Origin of the sequence: Streptomyces pimonensis (genome assembly GCF_041380215.1) — a bacterium.
Classification (GTDB): Bacteria; Actinomycetota; Actinomycetes; order Streptomycetales; family Streptomycetaceae; genus Streptomyces; species Streptomyces pimonensis.
In genome coordinates this window covers 26592-44313 of the sequence record NZ_JAHWZY010000013.1, presented here as the reverse complement: position 1 = coordinate 44313, position 17722 = coordinate 26592, and the positions used below count along the sequence as shown (strand labels likewise).

At 71.9% G+C, this 17722-nt stretch carries 13 protein-coding genes and 1 tRNA gene; 6 read left to right on the top strand and 8 right to left on the bottom strand.

Annotation, left to right across the window (positions count from 1 at the left end):
- Positions 1-256 precede the first annotated feature (256 nt).
- The 5 genes from pth to KYY02_RS15110 form a co-directional block, all read right to left on the bottom strand.
- Positions 257-871 carry an aminoacyl-tRNA hydrolase gene (gene pth / locus KYY02_RS15130; RefSeq protein ID WP_371238459.1) on the bottom strand — a complete coding sequence of 205 codons (615 nt, stop codon included), beginning with the start codon at positions 869-871 and terminating at the stop codon, positions 257-259.
- A 95-nt stretch (positions 872-966) separates the two neighbouring features.
- A complete protein-coding gene (locus KYY02_RS15125; RefSeq protein ID WP_371238458.1) occupies positions 967-1560 on the bottom strand; it encodes a 50S ribosomal protein L25/general stress protein Ctc in 594 nt (197 codons plus the stop codon).
- A gap of 215 nt (positions 1561-1775) precedes the next feature.
- Entirely contained in the window at positions 1776-2756 is a 981-nt protein-coding gene (locus KYY02_RS15120) for a ribose-phosphate diphosphokinase (RefSeq protein ID WP_371238457.1), read from the bottom strand.
- An 88-nt stretch (positions 2757-2844) separates the two neighbouring features.
- Positions 2845-4290 carry a bifunctional UDP-N-acetylglucosamine diphosphorylase/glucosamine-1-phosphate N-acetyltransferase GlmU gene (gene glmU / locus KYY02_RS15115; protein WP_371238456.1) on the bottom strand — a complete coding sequence of 482 codons (1446 nt, stop codon included), beginning with the start codon at positions 4288-4290 and terminating at the stop codon, positions 2845-2847.
- A 110-nt stretch (positions 4291-4400) separates the two neighbouring features.
- Positions 4401-4477, bottom strand: a tRNA-Gln gene (locus KYY02_RS15110).
- Positions 4478-4774: 297 nt separating this feature from the next.
- Between KYY02_RS15110 and KYY02_RS15105 the strand changes: the two genes are divergently transcribed.
- On the top strand, positions 4775-6076 hold the full coding sequence (locus tag KYY02_RS15105) for a sensor histidine kinase (RefSeq protein WP_371238455.1): 1302 nt from the start codon (positions 4775-4777) through the stop codon (positions 6074-6076).
- 12 nt (positions 6077-6088) lie between these two features.
- Here KYY02_RS15105 and KYY02_RS15100 read toward each other — a convergent pair whose 3' ends face one another.
- Both KYY02_RS15100 and KYY02_RS15095 read right to left on the bottom strand, forming a co-directional pair.
- Positions 6089-6619: an SUKH-3 domain-containing protein gene (locus tag KYY02_RS15100; protein WP_371238454.1), complete on the bottom strand. Its 531-nt coding sequence runs from the start codon at positions 6617-6619 to the stop codon at positions 6089-6091.
- A gap of 44 nt (positions 6620-6663) precedes the next feature.
- On the bottom strand, positions 6664-7176 hold the full coding sequence (locus KYY02_RS15095; RefSeq protein ID WP_371238453.1) for a YwqJ-related putative deaminase: 513 nt from the start codon (positions 7174-7176) through the stop codon (positions 6664-6666).
- Positions 7177-7527: 351 nt separating this feature from the next.
- Here KYY02_RS15095 and KYY02_RS15090 point away from each other — a divergent pair, with 351 nt between their 5' ends.
- From KYY02_RS15090 to KYY02_RS15080, 3 genes are all read left to right on the top strand, one after another.
- A complete protein-coding gene (locus tag KYY02_RS15090; protein WP_371238585.1) occupies positions 7528-8517 on the top strand; it encodes an SMI1/KNR4 family protein in 990 nt (329 codons plus the stop codon).
- 9 nt (positions 8518-8526) lie between these two features.
- Positions 8527-11061 carry an SUKH-4 family immunity protein gene (locus tag KYY02_RS15085; protein WP_371238452.1) on the top strand — a complete coding sequence of 845 codons (2535 nt, stop codon included), beginning with the start codon at positions 8527-8529 and terminating at the stop codon, positions 11059-11061.
- Between the two features lie 203 nt (positions 11062-11264).
- Positions 11265-12149: a V-type ATP synthase subunit E family protein gene (locus KYY02_RS15080; protein WP_371238451.1), complete on the top strand. Its 885-nt coding sequence runs from the start codon at positions 11265-11267 to the stop codon at positions 12147-12149.
- Between the two features lie 68 nt (positions 12150-12217).
- Here the strand turns inward: KYY02_RS15080 and KYY02_RS15075 are convergent, their stop codons facing one another.
- Positions 12218-13711, bottom strand: a complete 1494-nt coding sequence (locus tag KYY02_RS15075; RefSeq protein ID WP_371238450.1) for an MFS transporter — start codon at positions 13709-13711, stop codon at positions 12218-12220.
- Positions 13712-14148: 437 nt separating this feature from the next.
- Between KYY02_RS15075 and KYY02_RS15070 the strand changes: the two genes are divergently transcribed.
- Together KYY02_RS15070 and KYY02_RS15065 are read left to right on the top strand one after the other, a co-directional pair.
- Entirely contained in the window at positions 14149-14937 is a 789-nt protein-coding gene (locus KYY02_RS15070; protein WP_371238449.1) for an ABC transporter ATP-binding protein, read from the top strand.
- Positions 14934-17513: an ABC transporter permease gene (locus KYY02_RS15065; RefSeq protein WP_371238448.1), complete on the top strand. Its 2580-nt coding sequence runs from the start codon at positions 14934-14936 to the stop codon at positions 17511-17513. The genes KYY02_RS15070 and KYY02_RS15065 overlap by 4 nt, the downstream gene beginning before the upstream one ends.
- Positions 17514-17722 lie beyond the last annotated feature (209 nt).

Genomic DNA, 17722 nt, shown 5'->3' with positions numbered 1-17722 from the left:
CCGCGCCCCTTCGTCGGCATCACGTACTGCGCCGTGCCCCACGAAGCCCGCACGCCCGCGACCAGGATCAGCACGGCGACCGCGCCGCCCACCGCCGCGAACCGGCCGAACCGCAGGGCGCAGGAGCCACGGGAGGAGCGGGCAGCGGGAGACACGGCCGAGCTCCTCGGCCGTGACCTCGCGGCCGGTCAACTCCGGGCGGGTTCCGGCAGGCCTCGGGCACAGGGACGAACCGACCGGCGCGCCCATCGACACGTCACGAGTTGTACGTGCTCTGCGCCCGCTCCAGCCCTTCGACCACCAGACACTCCACCGCGTCCGCCGCCCGGTCCACGAAGTAGTCCAGCTCCTTGCGCTCCGCCGACGAGAAGTCCTTCAGCACGAAGTCCGCCACCTGCATCCGCCCCGGCGGCCGCCCGATCCCGAACCGCACCCGGTGGTACTCCCGCCCGAACGCCTTCGTCATCGACTTCAACCCGTTGTGACCGTTGTCCCCGCCACCCAGCTTCAGCCGCAGCGTCCCGTAGTCGATGTCCAGCTCGTCATGGACCGCCACCACGTTTGCCACCGGCACCTTGTAGAACTCCCGCAGCGCGTTCACCGGCCCGCCCGACAGGTTCATGTACGACATCGGCTTCGCCAGAACCACCCGCCGGTTCGCCGGCCCCGGCGGCCCGACCCGCCCCTCCACGACCTGTGCCTGGGCCTTGCCGGCCCGCTTGAACCGGCCCCCCATCCGCTCCGCCAGCAGATCCGCCACCATGAACCCCACGTTGTGGCGGTTCATCGCGTACTCCGGCCCCGGGTTGCCCAGCCCCACGACCAGCCAGGGACCCGCCGCACCGGCCGCCGCATCCGTCGTCACGTCCATGTCTCCTTCATACGTCCCTAGCCACGCCCCCATACGCGTCGGCCGCTGCCCCGTACGGGAACAGCGGCCGACGAAACGACGACTCGGAGTGAGGATCAGGCCTCGGAGGCCGACTCGCCCTCGGCACCCTCGGCGGGCGCCTCCTCCGCCTGCGCGGCCAGCACCTGGATGACGACCGCGTCCTCGTCGACGGCCAGCTTGGTGCCCTTCGGGAGGGGGATGTCCTTGGCGAGGATGGAGGCGCCGGCCTCCAGACCCTCGACGGACACCGTGACGGACTCGGGGATGTGGGTCGCCTCGGCCTCGACCGGCAGCGTGTTCAGCACGTGCTCCAGCAGGTTGCCGCCCGGCGCCAGCTCACCCTCGGTCTGCACGTAGATCTCCACGCTGACCGTCTCGCCGCGCTGCACCAGCTGCAGGTCGACGTGCTCCAGGAAGCCCTTGATCGGGTCACGCTGCACCGACTTCGGGATCGCCAGCTCGTTCGACTCGCCGTCGATGTCCAGCGCGATCAGCACGTTCGGCGTCCGCAGCGCGAGCAGCAGCTCGTGGCCCGGAAGGGTCAGGTGCAGCGGGTCCGAACCGTGCCCGTACAGCACACCCGGAACCTTGTTGTCACGACGGATACGGCGCGCGGCACCCTTGCCGAACTCGGTGCGCGTCGCGGCGGAGATCTTCACCTCGGACATGCTCACTCCTCGAAAGTCAGAAACGGACGTGGTCACCCGGCCACGAACGGCCTGCTACGAAGAGCGCGTCGATAACGGACCGCCGCACGCCTCCTGAAAAGAGGTGCGGCCTCCCTCGCCGAGCAACTTGGACAGTCTACTCGGACCAGGAGGCCGCACCCAAAACGATCACCGTGCGGCCCGTGCAGAACCCTTCCTGCACGGGCCGCACGGGACTACTGCTCGTCGAACAGGCTCGTCACCGAACCGTCCCGGAACACCTCACGCACCGCACGCGCGATCGTCGTCGCGATCGACAGCACCGTGATCTTGTCCAACGACTCGCTCAGCTCACCCGGCGTCGGCAACGTGTTCGTGAACACGAACTCGCTCACCCGCGAGTTCTTCAGGCGATCGGCCGCCGGACCCGACAGCACACCGTGCGTCGCCGTCACGATCACGTCCTCCGCACCGTGCGCGAACAGGGCGTCCGCCGCGGCGCAGATCGTGCCACCCGTGTCGATCATGTCGTCCACCAGGACGCAGATGCGTCCCTTCACGTCACCCACGACCTCGTGCACCGTGACCTGGTTCGCCACGTCCTTGTCGCGCCGCTTGTGCACGATCGCCAGCGGCGCGCCCAACCGGTCGCACCAACGGTCCGCGACCCGCACGCGACCCGCGTCCGGAGACACCACCGTCAGCTTCGAACGGTCCACCTTCGCACCCACGTAGTCCGCAAGGAGCGGCAGCGCGAAGAGATGGTCGACGGGCCCGTCGAAGAAACCCTGGATCTGATCCGTGTGCAGATCTACGGCCAGCAGCCGGTCCGCACCCGCCGTCTTCATCAGGTCCGCGATCAGACGCGCCGAAATCGGTTCACGACCCCGGTGCTTCTTGTCCTGCCGCGCGTAACCGTAGAACGGCACGATGACCGTGATGGACCTCGCCGACGCGCGCTTCAACGCGTCGATCATGATCAACTGCTCCATGATCCACTTGTTGATCGGCGCGGTGTGGCTCTGGATCAGGAAACAGTCGGCACCACGGGCCGACTCCTGGTACCGCACATAGATCTCGCCATTGGCGAAGTCGAAGGCCTTCGTCGGCACGACCCCGACATCCAGCTGTTGGGCGACCTCCTCGGCAAGCTCGGGGTGGGCGCGGCCGGAGAAGAACATCATCTTCTTCTCGCCGGTCGTCTTGATCCCGGTCACAGCACAATCTCCTCAGAGGTGTCGCAGCTGGTGGCGGTGCGGAAGTGCACTTATCACGGTACGCCCTGCAGGGGAGGGCCGAATCCGGTCAGCCCTCGCCGGCCGACTCCCGGGAAGCCGCCTCCGCCGCCTTCGCGGCAGCACTCCCCGGACGCTTACGGGCCACCCAGCCCTCGATATTCCGCTGCTGGCCACGGGCCACGGCCAGCGAACCCGGCGGCACATCCTTCGTGATCACCGAACCGGCAGCCGTGTAAGCACCGTCCCCGATCGTGACAGGCGCCACAAACATGTTGTCCGAACCCGTCTTGCAGTGCGACCCGACCGTCGTGTGATGTTTGTCCTGTCCGTCGTAATTGACGAACACACTCGCCGCCCCGATGTTCGAAAACTCGCCGATGGTCGCATCCCCCACGTACGACAGGTGCGGAACCTTCGTCCCCTCACCGATCGACGCGTTCTTCGTCTCGACGTACGTACCGACCTTCGCCCTGCGCGCCAGCCGCGACCCCGGACGCAGATACGCGTACGGCCCCACGTTCGCCTCGGGACCCACCTCGGAGCCCACCGCCACCGCGTTGTCCACCCGCGCGCCCGCACCCACCCGCGTGTCCGTCAGCCGCGTGTTCGGCCCCACCTCGCACCCCTCCGCGAGATGCGTGGCACCGTGCAGCTGCGTCCCCGGATGGACCACCACGTCCTGCTCGAACGTCACGGTGACGTCGACCCACGTCGTGGCCGGGTCGACCACGGTGACCCCCGACAGCATGGTGGCGGTCAGCAGCCGGTCGTTGAGGATCCGCCGCGCCTCCGACAACTGCACCCGGTTGTTGATCCCCGCGATCTCACGGTGGTCCCGCGCCATCGACGCGCCCACCCGATGCCCCGCCCCACGCAGGATCCCGAGCACATCCGTCAGGTACTCCTCACCCTGACTGTTGTCCGTCCGCACCCTCTTCAACGCGTCCGCCAGCAACGCCCCGTCGAACGCGAACACACCCGAATTGATCTCCCGGATCGCCCGCTGCTCCTCGGACGCGTCCTTGTGCTCCACGATCGCCGTGACCGCACCGCTGTCGTCCCGCACGATCCGCCCGTAACCGGTCGCGTCCGGCACCTCGGCCGTCAGCACCGTCACCGCGTTGCCGTCGGAAGCGTGGGCGGCGGACAGCCGCCGCAGCGTCCCACCCGTCAGCAGCGGGGTGTCACCGCAGACCACGACCACGGTCCCGTCCACGGAACCGCCCAGCTCCTCCAAGCCCGTCCGCACGGCGTGCCCGGTGCCGTTCTGCTGCGCCTGCACGGCGGTGCGCACGTCCGGGGCGATCCCCGCGAGATGCGCGGTCACCTTCTCGCGGGCGTGGCCCACGACGACGACCAGGTGCTCCGGCTCCAGCTCACCGGCTGCGGCGAGCACATGACCCACCAGGGAACGGCCACAGATGTCGTGCAGGACCTTCGGTGTGGCCGACTTCATGCGGGTGCCCTCACCCGCTGCGAGAACGACGACGGCTGCCGGGCGACTGGTGCTCACGGGATGCCCTTCGGCTGTGATGGGGAGGGGGTGACATCCGCAGGATACCGGGGGTGTTTGTGGGGCACATGAGAGCGGGCCCCGACGGTACTGTCAGGGCCCGCTGCCGGCTCCCGGGGCAGGAGTCGAACCTGCGTCTTACCTGGATTCAAAGTCCAGTCGCCCCTACCGACAGAGCAACCCGGGAATGCCGGGGGTCAGCCTACGGGGTTCGCTGTTCGGCTGCCACCGTCCCGGGCCACCGTCCTTCGACGCGGCGGTGGAGTCCGGCGCTGCGCAGGACCGTGGGCACGGGACAACCCCGTTGGTTCCCAACCCACGTTCCCGCGGCACGGTCCTGGGGTCGTGCTTCTCGGGCATCTCCGCTGGGGCCGGGTGGTGCCGATGCCTGCCGGGTTCGCCCAGTGGTTCTCGGCGCCCACGACATCATCCGTCGTGTGAATCTCGCCGGAAAAGCGGCGTCGCCCGCCCGTAGGCTGGACACATGACCACGACGGGGGAAGAGCTGGTGACGGCCCGGGGAGGGCCGTGGTGGTGGGACAGACGGCGTAGTGCCGTGCTGGATGTGGGGCTCGCGGTGGCGTCCGCGGCGGAGTGCGGGCTGGAGGGGATCCCGTTCGCGCGGGAGGCGGGGGTTCCGGTCCCTGTGGGGGTCGTCTTCGGTCTGCTGGCCGGTTCGGTGCTGCTGGTGCGGCGGAAGTGGCCGATCGCGGTGGTGCTGGTGGCGATCGCGGTGACGCCGGCGGCGATGGGTTTCCTGGTGGGTCTCGTCGGCCTGTACTCGCTGGCGGCGTCCGAGGTGCCGCGGCGGATCATCGGGTCGCTGGCCGGGATGCAGTTGGTGGGTGTGCTCGTCGTGATGTCCGTGCGGATGCGGCAGGACATCGCGAAGGAGGACGTGGGCGTCGGTGACTGGCTGGTGCCGTTCGCGTCGATCACGACGGCGTTGGGGATGACGGCGCCGCCGTTGTTGCTGGGCCTGTACGTGGGGGCGCGGCGGCGGTTGATGGAGAGTCTGCGGGAGCGGGCGGACAGTCTGGAACGGGAGCTGCAGCTGCTCGCGGAGCGGGCGGAGGAACGGGCGGAGTGGGCGCGGGGCGAGGAGCGGACGCGGATCGCGCGTGAGATGCACGACGTGGTGGCGCACCGGGTGAGTCTGATGGTGGTGCACGCTGCGGCGCTGCAGGCGGTGGCGCGGAAGGACCCGGAGAAGGCCGTGAGGAACGCTGCTCTGGTGGGGGACATGGGGCGGCAGGCGTTGACGGAGTTGCGGGAGATGCTCGGGGTGCTGCGGTCAGGTGGGGACGGGGAGCGGCGGGAGCGGGCGTCGGTGCCGTTGGCGGCGGTGGGGGTGGCTGCTGCGGCGGCTGCGTCGCGGGCGGTGGACGAGGGGGAGGGGCCGTGCCTGTCGGAGATCGAGGAGTTGGTGGGGCAGTCGGCGGCGGCGGGGATGGCGGTCGATCTGTCGGTGGTGGGGGAGGCGCGGTCGTGTGCGCGGGAGGTGGAGTCGACGGCTTACCGGGTGGTGCAGGAGGCGTTGACGAACGTGCACAAGCATGCGGCGGGTGCGAGGACGTATGTGCGTCTGGCGTACCGGGTGTCGGAGATCGCGATGCAGGTGGAGAACGAGCCGCCGCCGAAGGCGGCGTCGTCGGCGGGGTTGCCGTCGGGGGGGAACGGTCTGGTGGGGATGAAGGAGCGGGTGTCGGCGTTGGGCGGGGTGTTCGTGTCGGGGCCGACGGAGGCGGGGGGGTTTCGGGTGTCTGCGGTGATCCCGGCGTCGTAGCCGGTGGTGGGTTCAGCCGGCGGTGAGGCGCGTGGGCTGTACGCCGGTGATGAGGGTGGCGAGGGCGCGGTCGATGTCGGGGCCGAGGTACCAGTCGCCGGTGTGGTCGAGGGCGTAGGCGCGGCCTTGGGCGTCGATGGCGAGGAGTGCCCGGGTGTCGGTCTCCGCGCCGAGGGGGCAGACATCGGTGTCGAGGGCGCGGCCGAGGTCGCCGAGGGTGCGGGCCATGTGGAGGCCGTGCAGGGGGTCGAGGTGGAGGGTGGCGGGGGCGATCTGGCGGCCGGGGCCGGTGGAGTTGATGTGGAGTCCGCCGAATTCGGCCCAGGCTTCGACGGCGGCGGGGAAGACGGTGTGGCGGTGTCCGGCGGGTGAGGTGTGGTCGCGGAGGGCGTCGGCCCAGATCTCGGCCTGTCCGATGTCCCAGCGTCCGGGGTGCCAGCCGGCGGCGCGCAGGGCGGCGTCGACGGGTACGGCGAAGCGGGGTGGGGGTCCCCCCGGTCGAGCGAAGCCGAGACCGGGCGAGGAGGTGCGGTCGGTGTGCATCTGCCCTTCGTTCGTCTGGGTCGTGGGTGGTGCGGGGGCTGGGGTCAGCCGGTGGTGGCGGGGTCGACCAGGCGGATGCCGAAGTGGGCGGTGAGGGCGGTGCAGGCGCGGCAGGGGGCGGCGTAGGAGCCGTGGAGGGGGTCGCCGTCCTCGCGGATGCGGCGGGTGGTGAGTTTGGCGTGCTTGAGGGCTCTGCGGGCTTCGCCGTTGGTCATGGGTTTGCGTGCGGCGCGTTTGCTGCGTGCGGCGTCGGCGGTGGTGATGTGCCGGGAGACGAGGATGGTTTCGGCGCAGCGGCCGGTGAAGCGGTCGCGCTGGTCGCTGGTGAGGGTGTCGAGGAAGTCCTGGACGAGGGGGTGGAGGGCGGGGGGCGTGTCGCCGCGGGCGGCGGTGCAGGTGAGGGTGGTGCCGCGGACCGAGAGGGCTGCGGCGATGGTGGGGAGGATGCCGTCACGGCGGTGCCGGAGGGTGGGGATGCGGGGGGCGTCGGTGGCGCTCCAGCCGATGCGGGGGTCGCCGGATGGGCCGGTGTGCGGCCCCGTCTGCGTCACGTTCATGATCATCATCCCCTCCAGAGCATCCCCCCGGAGGTCACAGAGTGCCAAATGGGGTGGCCGATGTGGAAGCTGGGGCGGGGCGACACGCCCGGGTTTGGGCGAGCTGTCACGGGAAGGTGACGGCTGGTCACGGAAGAGGAGGGGTTGGTGGCCGGTGCCGGTGACCGGTGGGGGCGTACCGCATAGGCTGTCGGCACCGCGATCCGTGCGGTGTTCTGCGCGCCGGTGCGCGCGGGCGCCGTGGGGGTCGTGACGGTAAGCAGTCGAGACAGACGTGACAGTCGAATACGTTCCGTAGCGGTCCGGAAGCGGGCGGCGCGGACGTGCAGAGTGCCGCAGGGGGCAACCGCCATGACGACAGGTCGGCTCGGGCAGAAGGCCGTGCCGCCGAACGCGGCTTATGCCGGGCAGGTCGTGCACTTCCCGGATCCGGTGCGGGCGGCGCGTCACCCGAGGGGGGTGCGGGTGGACGAGCGCGGTTACCCCGATTTCTCGCCCTACGCGCGTGCGGCGGCGGAGGTGGCGGAGCCGCCGGAGGGGTTCGGCGTGGACGAGTTGCGGCTGACGGATTACGTGTCGGCGAACGCGGCGCTGGCGGCGAGTGGTCATGAGTTGTGGGACACGGTGCCGGCGGTGGCCACGCCGCACGGCTGGACGTGGCATCACGTGGCGGGGGCGCGGCGGCTGGAGCTGGTGCCGGTCGAGGTGAAGGCGTTGCTGCGGCATCACGGCGGGGTGGCGACATCGGCGGTGGATCATGGGAAGCGGGGGACGCGGCCGTTGCAGGAGACGCGGCCGGCGCATTTCGGGCTGCCGAAGTCGGGTGCGGCGGTGACGGAGTCGCAGGTGCTGGGGGTCGAGGAGGACCTCGGGTACCGGTTGCCGGGCGCGTACCGGTCGTTCCTGAAGGCGGCGGGTGGTTGTGCGCCGGTGGGGACGGCGCTGGACGCGGAGCTGGGGCTGCTGGTGGACCAGCCGTTCTTCACGGTGCGGGACGAGGCGGCGGTCAATGATCTCGTGTATGTGAACAAGTGCCTGCGTGATCACCTGACCAAGGACTACCTGTGCGTGGCTTTCGTGCAGGGTGGTCTGCTGGCGGTGAAGGTGCGGGGCGAGCGGCAGGGTTCGGTGTGGTTCTGTGCGTACGACGACGCGCGGGACGTGGATCCGTCGTGGCCGCCGGCCGAGCGGGTGGAGCGGCTGCTGTCGCCGTGCGGGGACGATTTCGATGTGTTCCTGTCCCGGCTGGCGGGGTCTCCCCCGGAGCTGGAGACGGTGGCGAATCTGATGGTGGACGGCGGGTTCGCGCGTGCCGTCCCGGTTTCTTCCGCGGGGGAGTGAGCTTCGGCGATGGTGACGTTCGCACAGGCGCAGGAGCGCGCGGAGGAGTGGGTCAACGGGGACGTGCCGTCGTACCAGCACCGTGAGGTGCGGGTACGGGAGTTCGACCTCGGGTTCGTGGTGTGGGCGGAGGACCGTGCGGGCGGGCCGCGTTCGGACGGGGGCGCGCAGCGGCTGGTGATCGCCCGGGACAGCGGTGAGGCGACGCTGTGGCCGGCGTTGCCGGTGGGTGAGGTGATCCGCCGGTACGAGGAGGAGTACGGCCGTGATGACGCGGTGTCCGAGCCGGTGCCGGCGGCTGCGGCGCGGGTGGATCTGAATCAGACGTCGTTCCTGTTGAGTCCGCCGGAGTGGCTGCAGGAGGCGGCGGACCGGCTGGGGATTCCGGATCGGCGGGGTGAGGGTTCGGGCTCGTCCGCGGGGTCCGTCGCGGGTGTGGCTTCGGGTGCGTCCGACGGGCCGGGGCCGGTTCCGGGGTTTGCTCCGGGCGCCGGGGGAGCGGCTCCGGCCCGGTCCGGGGGTGCCGCTGCGGGGCCGGCGGATGCGCCTGCCGGTTCCTCGGGGGAGGGCTCCGGGACGGGAAGCGGTGCCGTGTGGCCCGCTGCCGGGGGGAGTGGTGTGCAGCAGGGGACCGGGGCGACTCCGTGGGCCGGTACGGACACCAACGCCGATACCGGTGAGGACCGTTCGGTGCCGCTGCCGGAGACCGTGTTCGCGTCGCAGTTGAGCGAGTCCGGTGACGACGCTCCGCCGCCCGCGGCGTCGCCGGAGGCGAAGACGGCGCTGATGTCGGGCGGCAGCGCGCTTCCGCCGACGGCCGTCGCGCCGGCGGTCCGGGATTCCGGTGCGCCGCAGGGGGCGCCGGGTACGCCGCCCACGCAGGGCGGCGCGCCGTACGACTCCCCGCACGCGCCCGGTGGTGCGCCCACGCCTCCGCCGGCCGGTCCGGAGGCGCCGGCCCGGCCGCTCGCGCCCGACGCCGGGGACATCGCGGACGCCGGGACCGGCAAGGCGACTCCCCCTGCGTGGCGCGACCCGGGTGCGACGCCCCCGCCCCCGCCGGGGGCCCCGGGTGCGCGTCCGGGCGGTGCGCCTGTGCCGCCGTCCGTTCCGGCAGGCGGGTACGTGCCGACGCAGATGGTGGCGTCGCTCGGCCCGGACGGGCCGGAGGCGCCAGGTGGTCCGACCCCGCCGCCTGCGCCGCCCGGTGGTGTCCATCACGCGGCGACGATGCTCGCGGGCCCGGGAGGCAGTACGGGCCCGGGCGGACCCGGTGTCCCGCCGCCTCCGGGTCCGCCGCCGGGTGCTCCCGGTGCGCCTGCGCCGCCTCCGGGTGCTCCCGGTGCGCCTGCGCCGCCTCCGGGTCCGCCGCCGGGTGCTCACGGTGCCGCGGGGCGCGGGCCCGTGCATCACGCGGAGACCGTGCTGGCCGCGCCGCCGGTGGCCGGGCCCGGTGTGCCTCCGCCGCCGGGTATGCCCCCCGGCACGCCCCCGCCCGGTGTTCCCGTGCCGGGGCAGCCGTCGGCGTACGGCTATCCGCAGCCGCCCGCCGGTCAGCCGTCCGCCGGTCGGCCGACCGTCGGCCCGGGCTACCAGGCCGTGTTGCGCTACCGTGCGCAGGACGGCAGCGAGAAGCAGCTGATCCGGCGTTCGGCGCCGGGGACGCCGCATCCGGAGTGGCAGATCTTCCACGAGCTGCGTGCCATGAACGTGCCGCCGGGCCAGGTGCTGGAGCTGCACACCGAGCTGGAGTCGTGCGAACTGCCGGGCGCGTACTGCGCGCGGATGATCCGTGAGCAGTGGCCGCAGGCGCGGATCACGTCCATCGCCCCGTACGGCACCGACCATGCGAGCCGGCAGCAGGGCATGCGGCAGTTGCTCGCCCACCAGGGTGAGTTGCACCAGGTGGCGGACGGTCCGGCGCGGCCCGCGCCGGTGCGTGCGCCGATTCCGCCGGTGCCGCCCGCGCCGCCGGTTCCGCCGGAGGCCGTCGCGCAGGAGCTGGCAGGGGCGTTCGGGCCGGGCGTGTTCCGGTTCGAGCAGGCGGCGGTGTCCCGGCAGGGTGTGCCGCCGGTCGTGGCGCACACCCTGGTGGTGGCGGGGTTGCCGCTGGACATGGGTCCGTTCTTCTGGGCGCAGGCGCAGCCGGGCCGGCCGGTGCCGACGCTGGCGGAGCTGGCGGCGGAGCGGGGTGTGCAGCCGGCTTCGGACGCGGGTTCGTACCTGGTGGTGGGCAGTGACTTCGGCAAGGCGATCTGTGTGCAGTACGGCACGGCGAACATCGTCGCGGTGCCGGTGGAGCCCGGGCCGGGCGGTGTGCCGACCGCGCCGCAGTTCGTGAACACCGGTCTGCCGGAGTTCACGCGCTGTCTGGCGCTGCTGGGCCGGATGTGGCGGCTGCGGTTCGGGCTGAACCAGGAGCAGGCGGGCCGCTGGACGGTGGACTTCCAGGCGCAGTTGGCGGCGTTGGATCCGGCGGCGCTGGGTTCGCCGGAGAGCTGGTGGTCGGTGTTGCTGGAGGAGATGTGGGACGGGTTGTTGTGATCCGTCGCTGCTGAAGCCCGTGTGACGCGAGGAGCCGGGTCCGGTCGTCAGGACGACCGGACCCGGCTTTTGCATGCCCTCCTCGCGGAGTGTCGCGTTATGAACACTTCCGTGTCATCCATCAAGATGTGCGCGATTCATCCCATTTCGTGCCCGGTCTTTCGTGCTGGGCTTCGGGTCCGTCGGTGGAGAGGGGTTCCAGGGTGAGCAGCGCATCGGTGTCGTCGCAGGGCTTCGAGGTGGTGCGGGGACGTGGTTACCGTCCCCTGCAGGTGATCGCGTACGTCGAGGCCCTTTCGAGTCGTCGTGACGCCGCCTGGGAGCGGGCCGCGCGGCTCACCGTCCTCGCCCGGGAGATGGAGGAGGAGCTGGCGCTGCTGCGGGTGCGGGTGGCGGGGCTGGCGCCGCAGACGTACGAGTCGCTCGGGGAGAGCGCGCGGCGGCTGTTCGCGCTGGCCCGGGAGGAGGCTGTGGCCGTGCGGGAGTCGGCCCGGCAGTACGCGCAGGACGTGACGGACCTGGCGGCGGACGACGCGACCGGCGTGCGGGAGGCCGCGCAGGCGTACGCGGACGCCGTGCGCGCCGATGCCGACGAGGGTGCCGGGGAGGTGCTGTCGGCGGCCCGTGCGGAGGCCGACCGGATCCGGGGCGAGGCCCGGGCCGAGGTGAAGGAGCGGCGCGCGCAGACGCTGGCGGTGCTGCGGGAGATGCGGGAGCGCACCTCGGGGGTGCTCGCCGGGGCGGCCGGGGAGCAGGCGGAACGGCTGGACGCGGTGGCCCGGGAGGAGGCCGCGCGGGTGGCCGCGCTGGAGGCCCGGCACGCGGAGGCGGAGGAGCGTGCCGAGCGTGCGCTGGCCGAGGCGCGGCAGGTGTTCGCCGACGCGGAGGAGTCGGCGCGGCGCCGTGCGGAGGAGGCGCGGGAGCGGGCGGCGGGGCTGCTGGCCGAGGCGCGCGTCCGCGCGGAGGGCGTCGCGCGGGAGACCGAGCGGGTGCTGCGCGAGCACGCCGGGAGGCGGGAGGAGGTGCAGGCGCAGCTGGACCAGGTGTGCGCCGGTCTCAGTGCGCTGACGGGACGGGCCGTGGAGTGACCCGGTTCCGGGCGTGGTCCTGTGCCGAGGCCGGCAGGGGGAGGGGCCGCTCGGGGTGCGGGGCCGGTTCAGTCCTTGAGGACCGGGAAGGTGCGCGGGGCGAGGAGCAGCAGGACCAGGAACGCCAGTGCCGCCGCGCCTGCCGCGCCGAGGTAGACGGCGTGCACGGCGTCCGCGACGGCCCGGCGGGTCGCCTCGGGGACGGTGCCCGAGTCCAGGGCGCGGGTGACGGAGTCCAGGTCGTTCGCGCCGCCGAGGCGCGCGGCCAGGACGCCGTTGGCGACCGCGCCGAAGAGGGCCGCGCCGATGGTCTGGCCGGTCTGCCGGCAGAAGAGGATCGACCCGGTCGCCGTGCCGCGTTCCTCCCACTCCACCGAGGACTGCACCCCGATGATCAGGGGCAGCTGGAACAGGCCGAGGGCCGCGCCCAGCAGCATCATCAGCAGGGTCGGCTGCCACGCCTCGCCGGGATAGGGCAGGAAGGTGAACGCGAGGAGGACGAGCGCGGCCGTTCCGATGCCGAGCATCGCGGTGCTGCGGAAGCCGATGCGGCGGTACACGTGCTGGCTGAGGGCGGCCGACACCGGCCAGGTCAGCGTCCACACGGAGAGGACGAATCCGGCGGCCACCGGGGTGAGGCCGAGGACGGACTGGGCGTAGGTGGGCAGGAAGACCGTGGGGGCCACCATCAGCAGGCCCAGGGCGCCGAGGGCCAGGTTGACGGCGGCGATCGTGCGGCGGCGCCACACCCAGCCGGGAATGATCGGCTCCGCCGCGCGGCGTTCCGCCACGACCGCGGCGGCGAGGAGCGCGGCTCCCGCGGCGAACAGGGCGAGTGACGGGGCGGACAGCCACGGCCAGGCGACCCCGCCCTGGACGAGGGCGGTGAGGAGGACGCCGCCACAGGCGAAGACCGTGGCCGCGCCCGTCCAGTCCACGCGTGCGTGGCGGCCGTTCTCCCGCCGCGGCTCGTGGAGGTGGCGGACGACCAGCCACAGTGCCACCGCTCCGACGGGCAGGTTGACGAGGAAGATCCAGCGCCAGTCGGCGTAGGAGGCGAGCAGTCCGCCGAGGCCGGGGCCGGCCACCGCGGAGAGGGCCCACACGGTGGAGAGGCGGGCCTGGATCTTCGGGCGTTCCTCCAGTGGGTACAGGTCGGCGGCGAGGGTCTGCACCGTGCCCTGGAGGGCGCCGCCGCCCAGGCCCTGCACGACGCGGAACGCGATGAGCGCGGCCATGTTCCAGGCAGCGGCGCACAGCAGCGAGCCCAGCAGGAACAGCGCGGTGCCCGCGACGAGGACCGGTTTGCGGCCGAAGGTGTCGGAGAGCTTGCCGTAGACGGGGAGCGTGACCGTCACGGCCAGCAGGTAGCCGGAGAAGAGCCAGGAGAAGTGGGAGAAGCCGCCGAGGTCGCCGACGATCTGCGGGACGGCGGTGGACACGACGGTGGCGTCGAGCGCCGCCAGGGCCATCACGAGCATCAGCGCGGCGACGACGGCGCCGCGCCGTCCGGTCGCGGCGGATCGCCCGCTGTCGCGTGCCACCGGTCTGGTGCCGTCCACCCGGATTCCCTTCCTCGCGGTTGAGTGCCCCCTGCACCTGTCTGTCGCGGAACAGCTTCGCACCCGACCCTCGCGCGGCGGGAGGGCGGAGCCCCGATGGGCCGACGGGCGGAGCGCCCCCGAGAAGGTGCCCACCCGCCGGGGGAGAGCCCTTAGGGGTGCCTCCGTACTACGGGTCGGGGAGGGTTCGTACCGGCGGAGGACGAGACAGGGCGGGGGCCGTCCTTAACCTGGCTTTACGCCGCTGGGGGGCGCGACGCACCGGCGGGGGTGGGGTTTTCCCCAGCAACAGGACTGCGCTGGACACCAGGGCGCGGGAGCCCTGCCGGACGCCAGACTGGACCACGTCGCACGAACACGCACGGAGCGGCCGCCGGACACGACGGGCGGGCGCCGGAACACCGCTTTCATCTGCTGACCGACATAGGAGACTTACCGTGACATCGGCTGTGACCATTCCCAGGCACGGGGGCACTGGAGAGAGTACGGCCGTTGCCGCGCGGGCGCGGCAGGTCGTGAAGGCCTACGGGTCGGGCGAGACCCGTGTCGTCGCCCTCGACCACGTCGACGTGGACATCGCCCGCGGCCGGTTCACCGCGATCATGGGACCCTCCGGGTCCGGCAAGTCCACGCTGATGCACTGCCTCGCCGGGCTCGACACCGTGACGTCCGGTCAGATCCACCTGGACGACACCGAGATCACCGGTCTGAAGGACAAGAAGCTCACCCGGCTGCGCCGGGACCGGATCGGCTTCATCTTCCAGGCGTTCAACCTGCTGCCGACGCTGAACGCGATCGAGAACATCACGCTGCCCATGGACATCGCCGGCCGCAAGCCCGACAAGGCGTGGCTGGACCGTGTGGTGGAGACCGTCGGCCTCGCGGAGCGGCTGAAGCACCGGCCGACGCAGCTGTCCGGCGGCCAGCAGCAGCGGGTCGCGGTGGCGCGGGCCCTGGCGGCCCGGCCGGAGATCATCTTCGGTGACGAGCCGACCGGGAACCTCGACTCCCGCGCCGGCGCCGAGGTGCTCGGCTTCCTGCGCCGCTCGGTGGACGAGCTGGGCCAGACCATCGTGATGGTCACCCACGACCCCGTGGCCGCCTCCTACGCCGACCGGGTGCTGTACCTCGCCGACGGCCGCATCGTCGACGAGATGCACCAGCCGACCGCCGAGCAGGTCCTGGACCGCATGAAGGACTTCGACGCCCGGGGGCGCACGTCATGACCGTCCTGAAGACCTCCCTGCGCAACTTCTTCGCGCACAAGGGGCGGATGGCGCTGTCCGCGACGGCGGTGCTGCTGTCCGTGGCGTTCGTGTGCGGGACGCTGGTGTTCACGGACACCATGAACACGACGTTCGACAAGCTGTTCGCGGCCACCTCCTCGGACGTCACGGTCAGCTCCAAGGACGCCTCCGACGGCGGTGAGACGATCTCCGGCAACGGCAGGCCGCCGGTGGTACCGGCCTCCGTGCTGGACCGGGTCAAGGGCGTGGACGGCGTGAAGTCGGCCGAGGGCACGGTGCACTCCACCTCGGTGACCGTCGTCGACGGCGACAAGGACAGCCTCTCGCCGACCAGCGGCGGCCCGACCATCGTCGGCAGCTGGAACGACAACGACGCCCGCACCATGGAGATCACCTCCGGTGCCGCGCCCGAGAACGCCGGCCAGGTCATGGTCGACGCCGACACCGCCGACAAGCACGACCTGAAGCTCGGTGACGAGATCGCCGTCATCGGCGCGCTCGGCACGCACACCGCGAAGGTCTCCGGCATCGCCGACTTCACCGTCACCAACCCCGGCGCCGCGCTGTTCTACCTGGACACCAGGACCGCGCAGCAGACCCTGGTCGGAGAGAGCGGCGTCTACACCAACGTCAACGTCACCGCCGCGGCCGGCGTCAGCGACGCGCAGCTGAAGAAGAACGTCGCGGCCGAACTCGGCGGCGCGTACAAGGTGCAGACCGCGAAGGAGAACGCGGACGCCAACAAGGAGAGCATCGGGGACTTCATGAACGTCATGAAGTACGCGATGCTCGGCTTCGCCGGGATCGCCTTCCTCGTCGGCATCTTCCTGATCGTCAACACCTTCTCCATGCTGGTCGCCCAGCGCACCCGGGAGATCGGCCTGATGCGGGCGATCGGCTCGTCCCGCAGGCAGGTCAACCGCTCGGTGCTGGCCGAGGCGCTGCTGCTCGGCGTCTTCGGCTCGGTCCTCGGGGTGGGCGCGGGCGTCGGTCTCGCGGTCGGCCTGATGGAGCTCATGGGCATGATGGGCATGGAGCTGTCCACGGACGACCTCACGGTGGCCTGGACGACCCCGGCGCTCGGACTGCTCCTCGGCGTGGTTGTCACGGTGCTCGCCGCCTACCTGCCCGCCCGGAGGGCCGGGAAGATCTCCCCGATGGCCGCGCTGCGCGACGCCGGCACCCCGGCGGACGCCAAGGCGAGCCGGATACGCGGCGGGATCGGTCTGGTCCTCACCGGCGCCGGCGGCTTCGCCCTGTACCTGGCGGGCAGCGCGGACAAGGCGACGGACGGCTCGATGTGGCTGGGCCTGGGCGTGGTGCTGTCCCTGATCGGCTTCGTCGTCGTCGGCCCGGTGCTGGCGAGCGGTGTGGTGCGCGTCCTCGGCGCGATCCTGCTGCGGGCCTTCGGCCCCGTGGGCCGCATGGCCGAGCGCAACGCCCTGCGCAACCCGCGCCGCACCGGCGCGACGGGCGCCGCGCTGATGATCGGTCTGGCGCTGGTGGCGTGCCTGTCCGTGGTCGGCTCCTCGATGGTGGCGTCCGCCACCGACGAGCTCGACAAGACCATCGGCACGGACTTCATCGTCCAGTCCGGCAACGGCCAGCTGATCACCCCGCAGGCGGTCGAGGCCGTGAAGAAGGTGCCCGAGGTGGACCGGGTCACCGAGTACAAGTGGACCGAGGCCGACCTCACCACGCCCGACGGCAAGACGCTGAAGGACACGGCGATCACGGCGGCCGACCCGACGTACGCGACCGACCTGCGGGTCGAGACGGTCGCCGGAAAGCTCGGCGACGCCTACGAGCCCGACGCGATGTCCGTCCACGAGGACTTCGCGAAGGACCACGGCATCAGGCTCGGCTCGAAGGTCGAGGTCGCGTTCAAGGACGGCGGGACGGGCACGCTGACGGTCCGGGCGATCACCAGCAGCGAGGCCGTCGTCGACGCGGGCGCGATGTACACGTCCATCGACACCCTCGCCACGTACGTCCCGGCCGACAGGATGCCGCTGGACGCCCTGGTCTTCGCCTCGGCGAAGGACGGACGGACCGACGCCGCGTACACGGCGCTGAAGGACGCGCTGCACGACTACCCGCAGTACACGGTGCGCGACCAGACCGACTACAAGGAGGCGCTGAAGGACCAGATCGGCCAGCTGCTGAACATGATCTACGGTCTGCTGGCCCTGGCGATCGTCGTCGCGGTCCTCGGTGTGGTGAACACCCTGGCCCTGTCGGTGGTGGAGCGCACCCGGGAGATCGGCCTGATGCGGGCCATCGGCCTCTCGCGTCGGCAGCTGCGCCGCATGATCCGCATGGAGTCGGTCGTGATCGCTCTCTTCGGCGCCCTGCTGGGCCTGGGGCTGGGCATGGGCTGGGGCGCCACCGCGCAGCAGCTGCTCGCCCTGGAGGGGCTGAAGGTACTCGACATCCCGTGGCCGACGATCATCGGTGTGTTCATCGGTTCGGCCTTCGTGGGCCTGTTCGCCGCCCTGGTCCCGGCCTTCCGCGCCGGCCGCATGAACGTCCTGAACGCCATCGCCACCGACTAGCCACCGCACACGGGGGTTGCGGGGGTGCTGTCCGGCGCCGGGAGTCCTCCGAGGACTCCCGGCGCCGGACGCGTGTACACCGTCACCTCGGCTTTCTCACCCGGCCGAGTCAGGTGGCGGGTCGACACGGGCCCGGGGCACAGGGGCCGGGGGTTCCTCGGGACCCCCTCGGGAGCCGGGAGCCGGGCGCCGGCACCGCCCGCCGGCGA

Bases quoted from the DNA above. Each gene is read 5' to 3' on its own strand.
- pth (WP_371238459.1), bottom strand. From the start codon at position 871: ATGGACGTGACGACGGATGCGGCGGCCGGTGCGGCGGGTCCCTGGCTG.
- KYY02_RS15125 (WP_371238458.1), bottom strand. From the start codon at position 1,560: ATGTCCGAGGTGAAGATCTCCGCCGCGACGCGCACCGAGTTCGGCAAG.
- KYY02_RS15105 (WP_371238455.1), top strand. From the start codon at position 4,775: ATGACCACGACGGGGGAAGAGCTGGTGACGGCCCGGGGAGGGCCGTGG.
- KYY02_RS15100 (WP_371238454.1), bottom strand. From the start codon at position 6,619: ATGCACACCGACCGCACCTCCTCGCCCGGTCTCGGCTTCGCTCGACCG.
- KYY02_RS15095 (WP_371238453.1), bottom strand. From the start codon at position 7,176: ATGAACGTGACGCAGACGGGGCCGCACACCGGCCCATCCGGCGACCCC.
- KYY02_RS15090 (WP_371238585.1), top strand. From the start codon at position 7,528: ATGACGACAGGTCGGCTCGGGCAGAAGGCCGTGCCGCCGAACGCGGCT.
- KYY02_RS15085 (WP_371238452.1), top strand. From the start codon at position 8,527: ATGGTGACGTTCGCACAGGCGCAGGAGCGCGCGGAGGAGTGGGTCAAC.
- KYY02_RS15065 (WP_371238448.1), top strand. From the start codon at position 14,934: ATGACCGTCCTGAAGACCTCCCTGCGCAACTTCTTCGCGCACAAGGGG.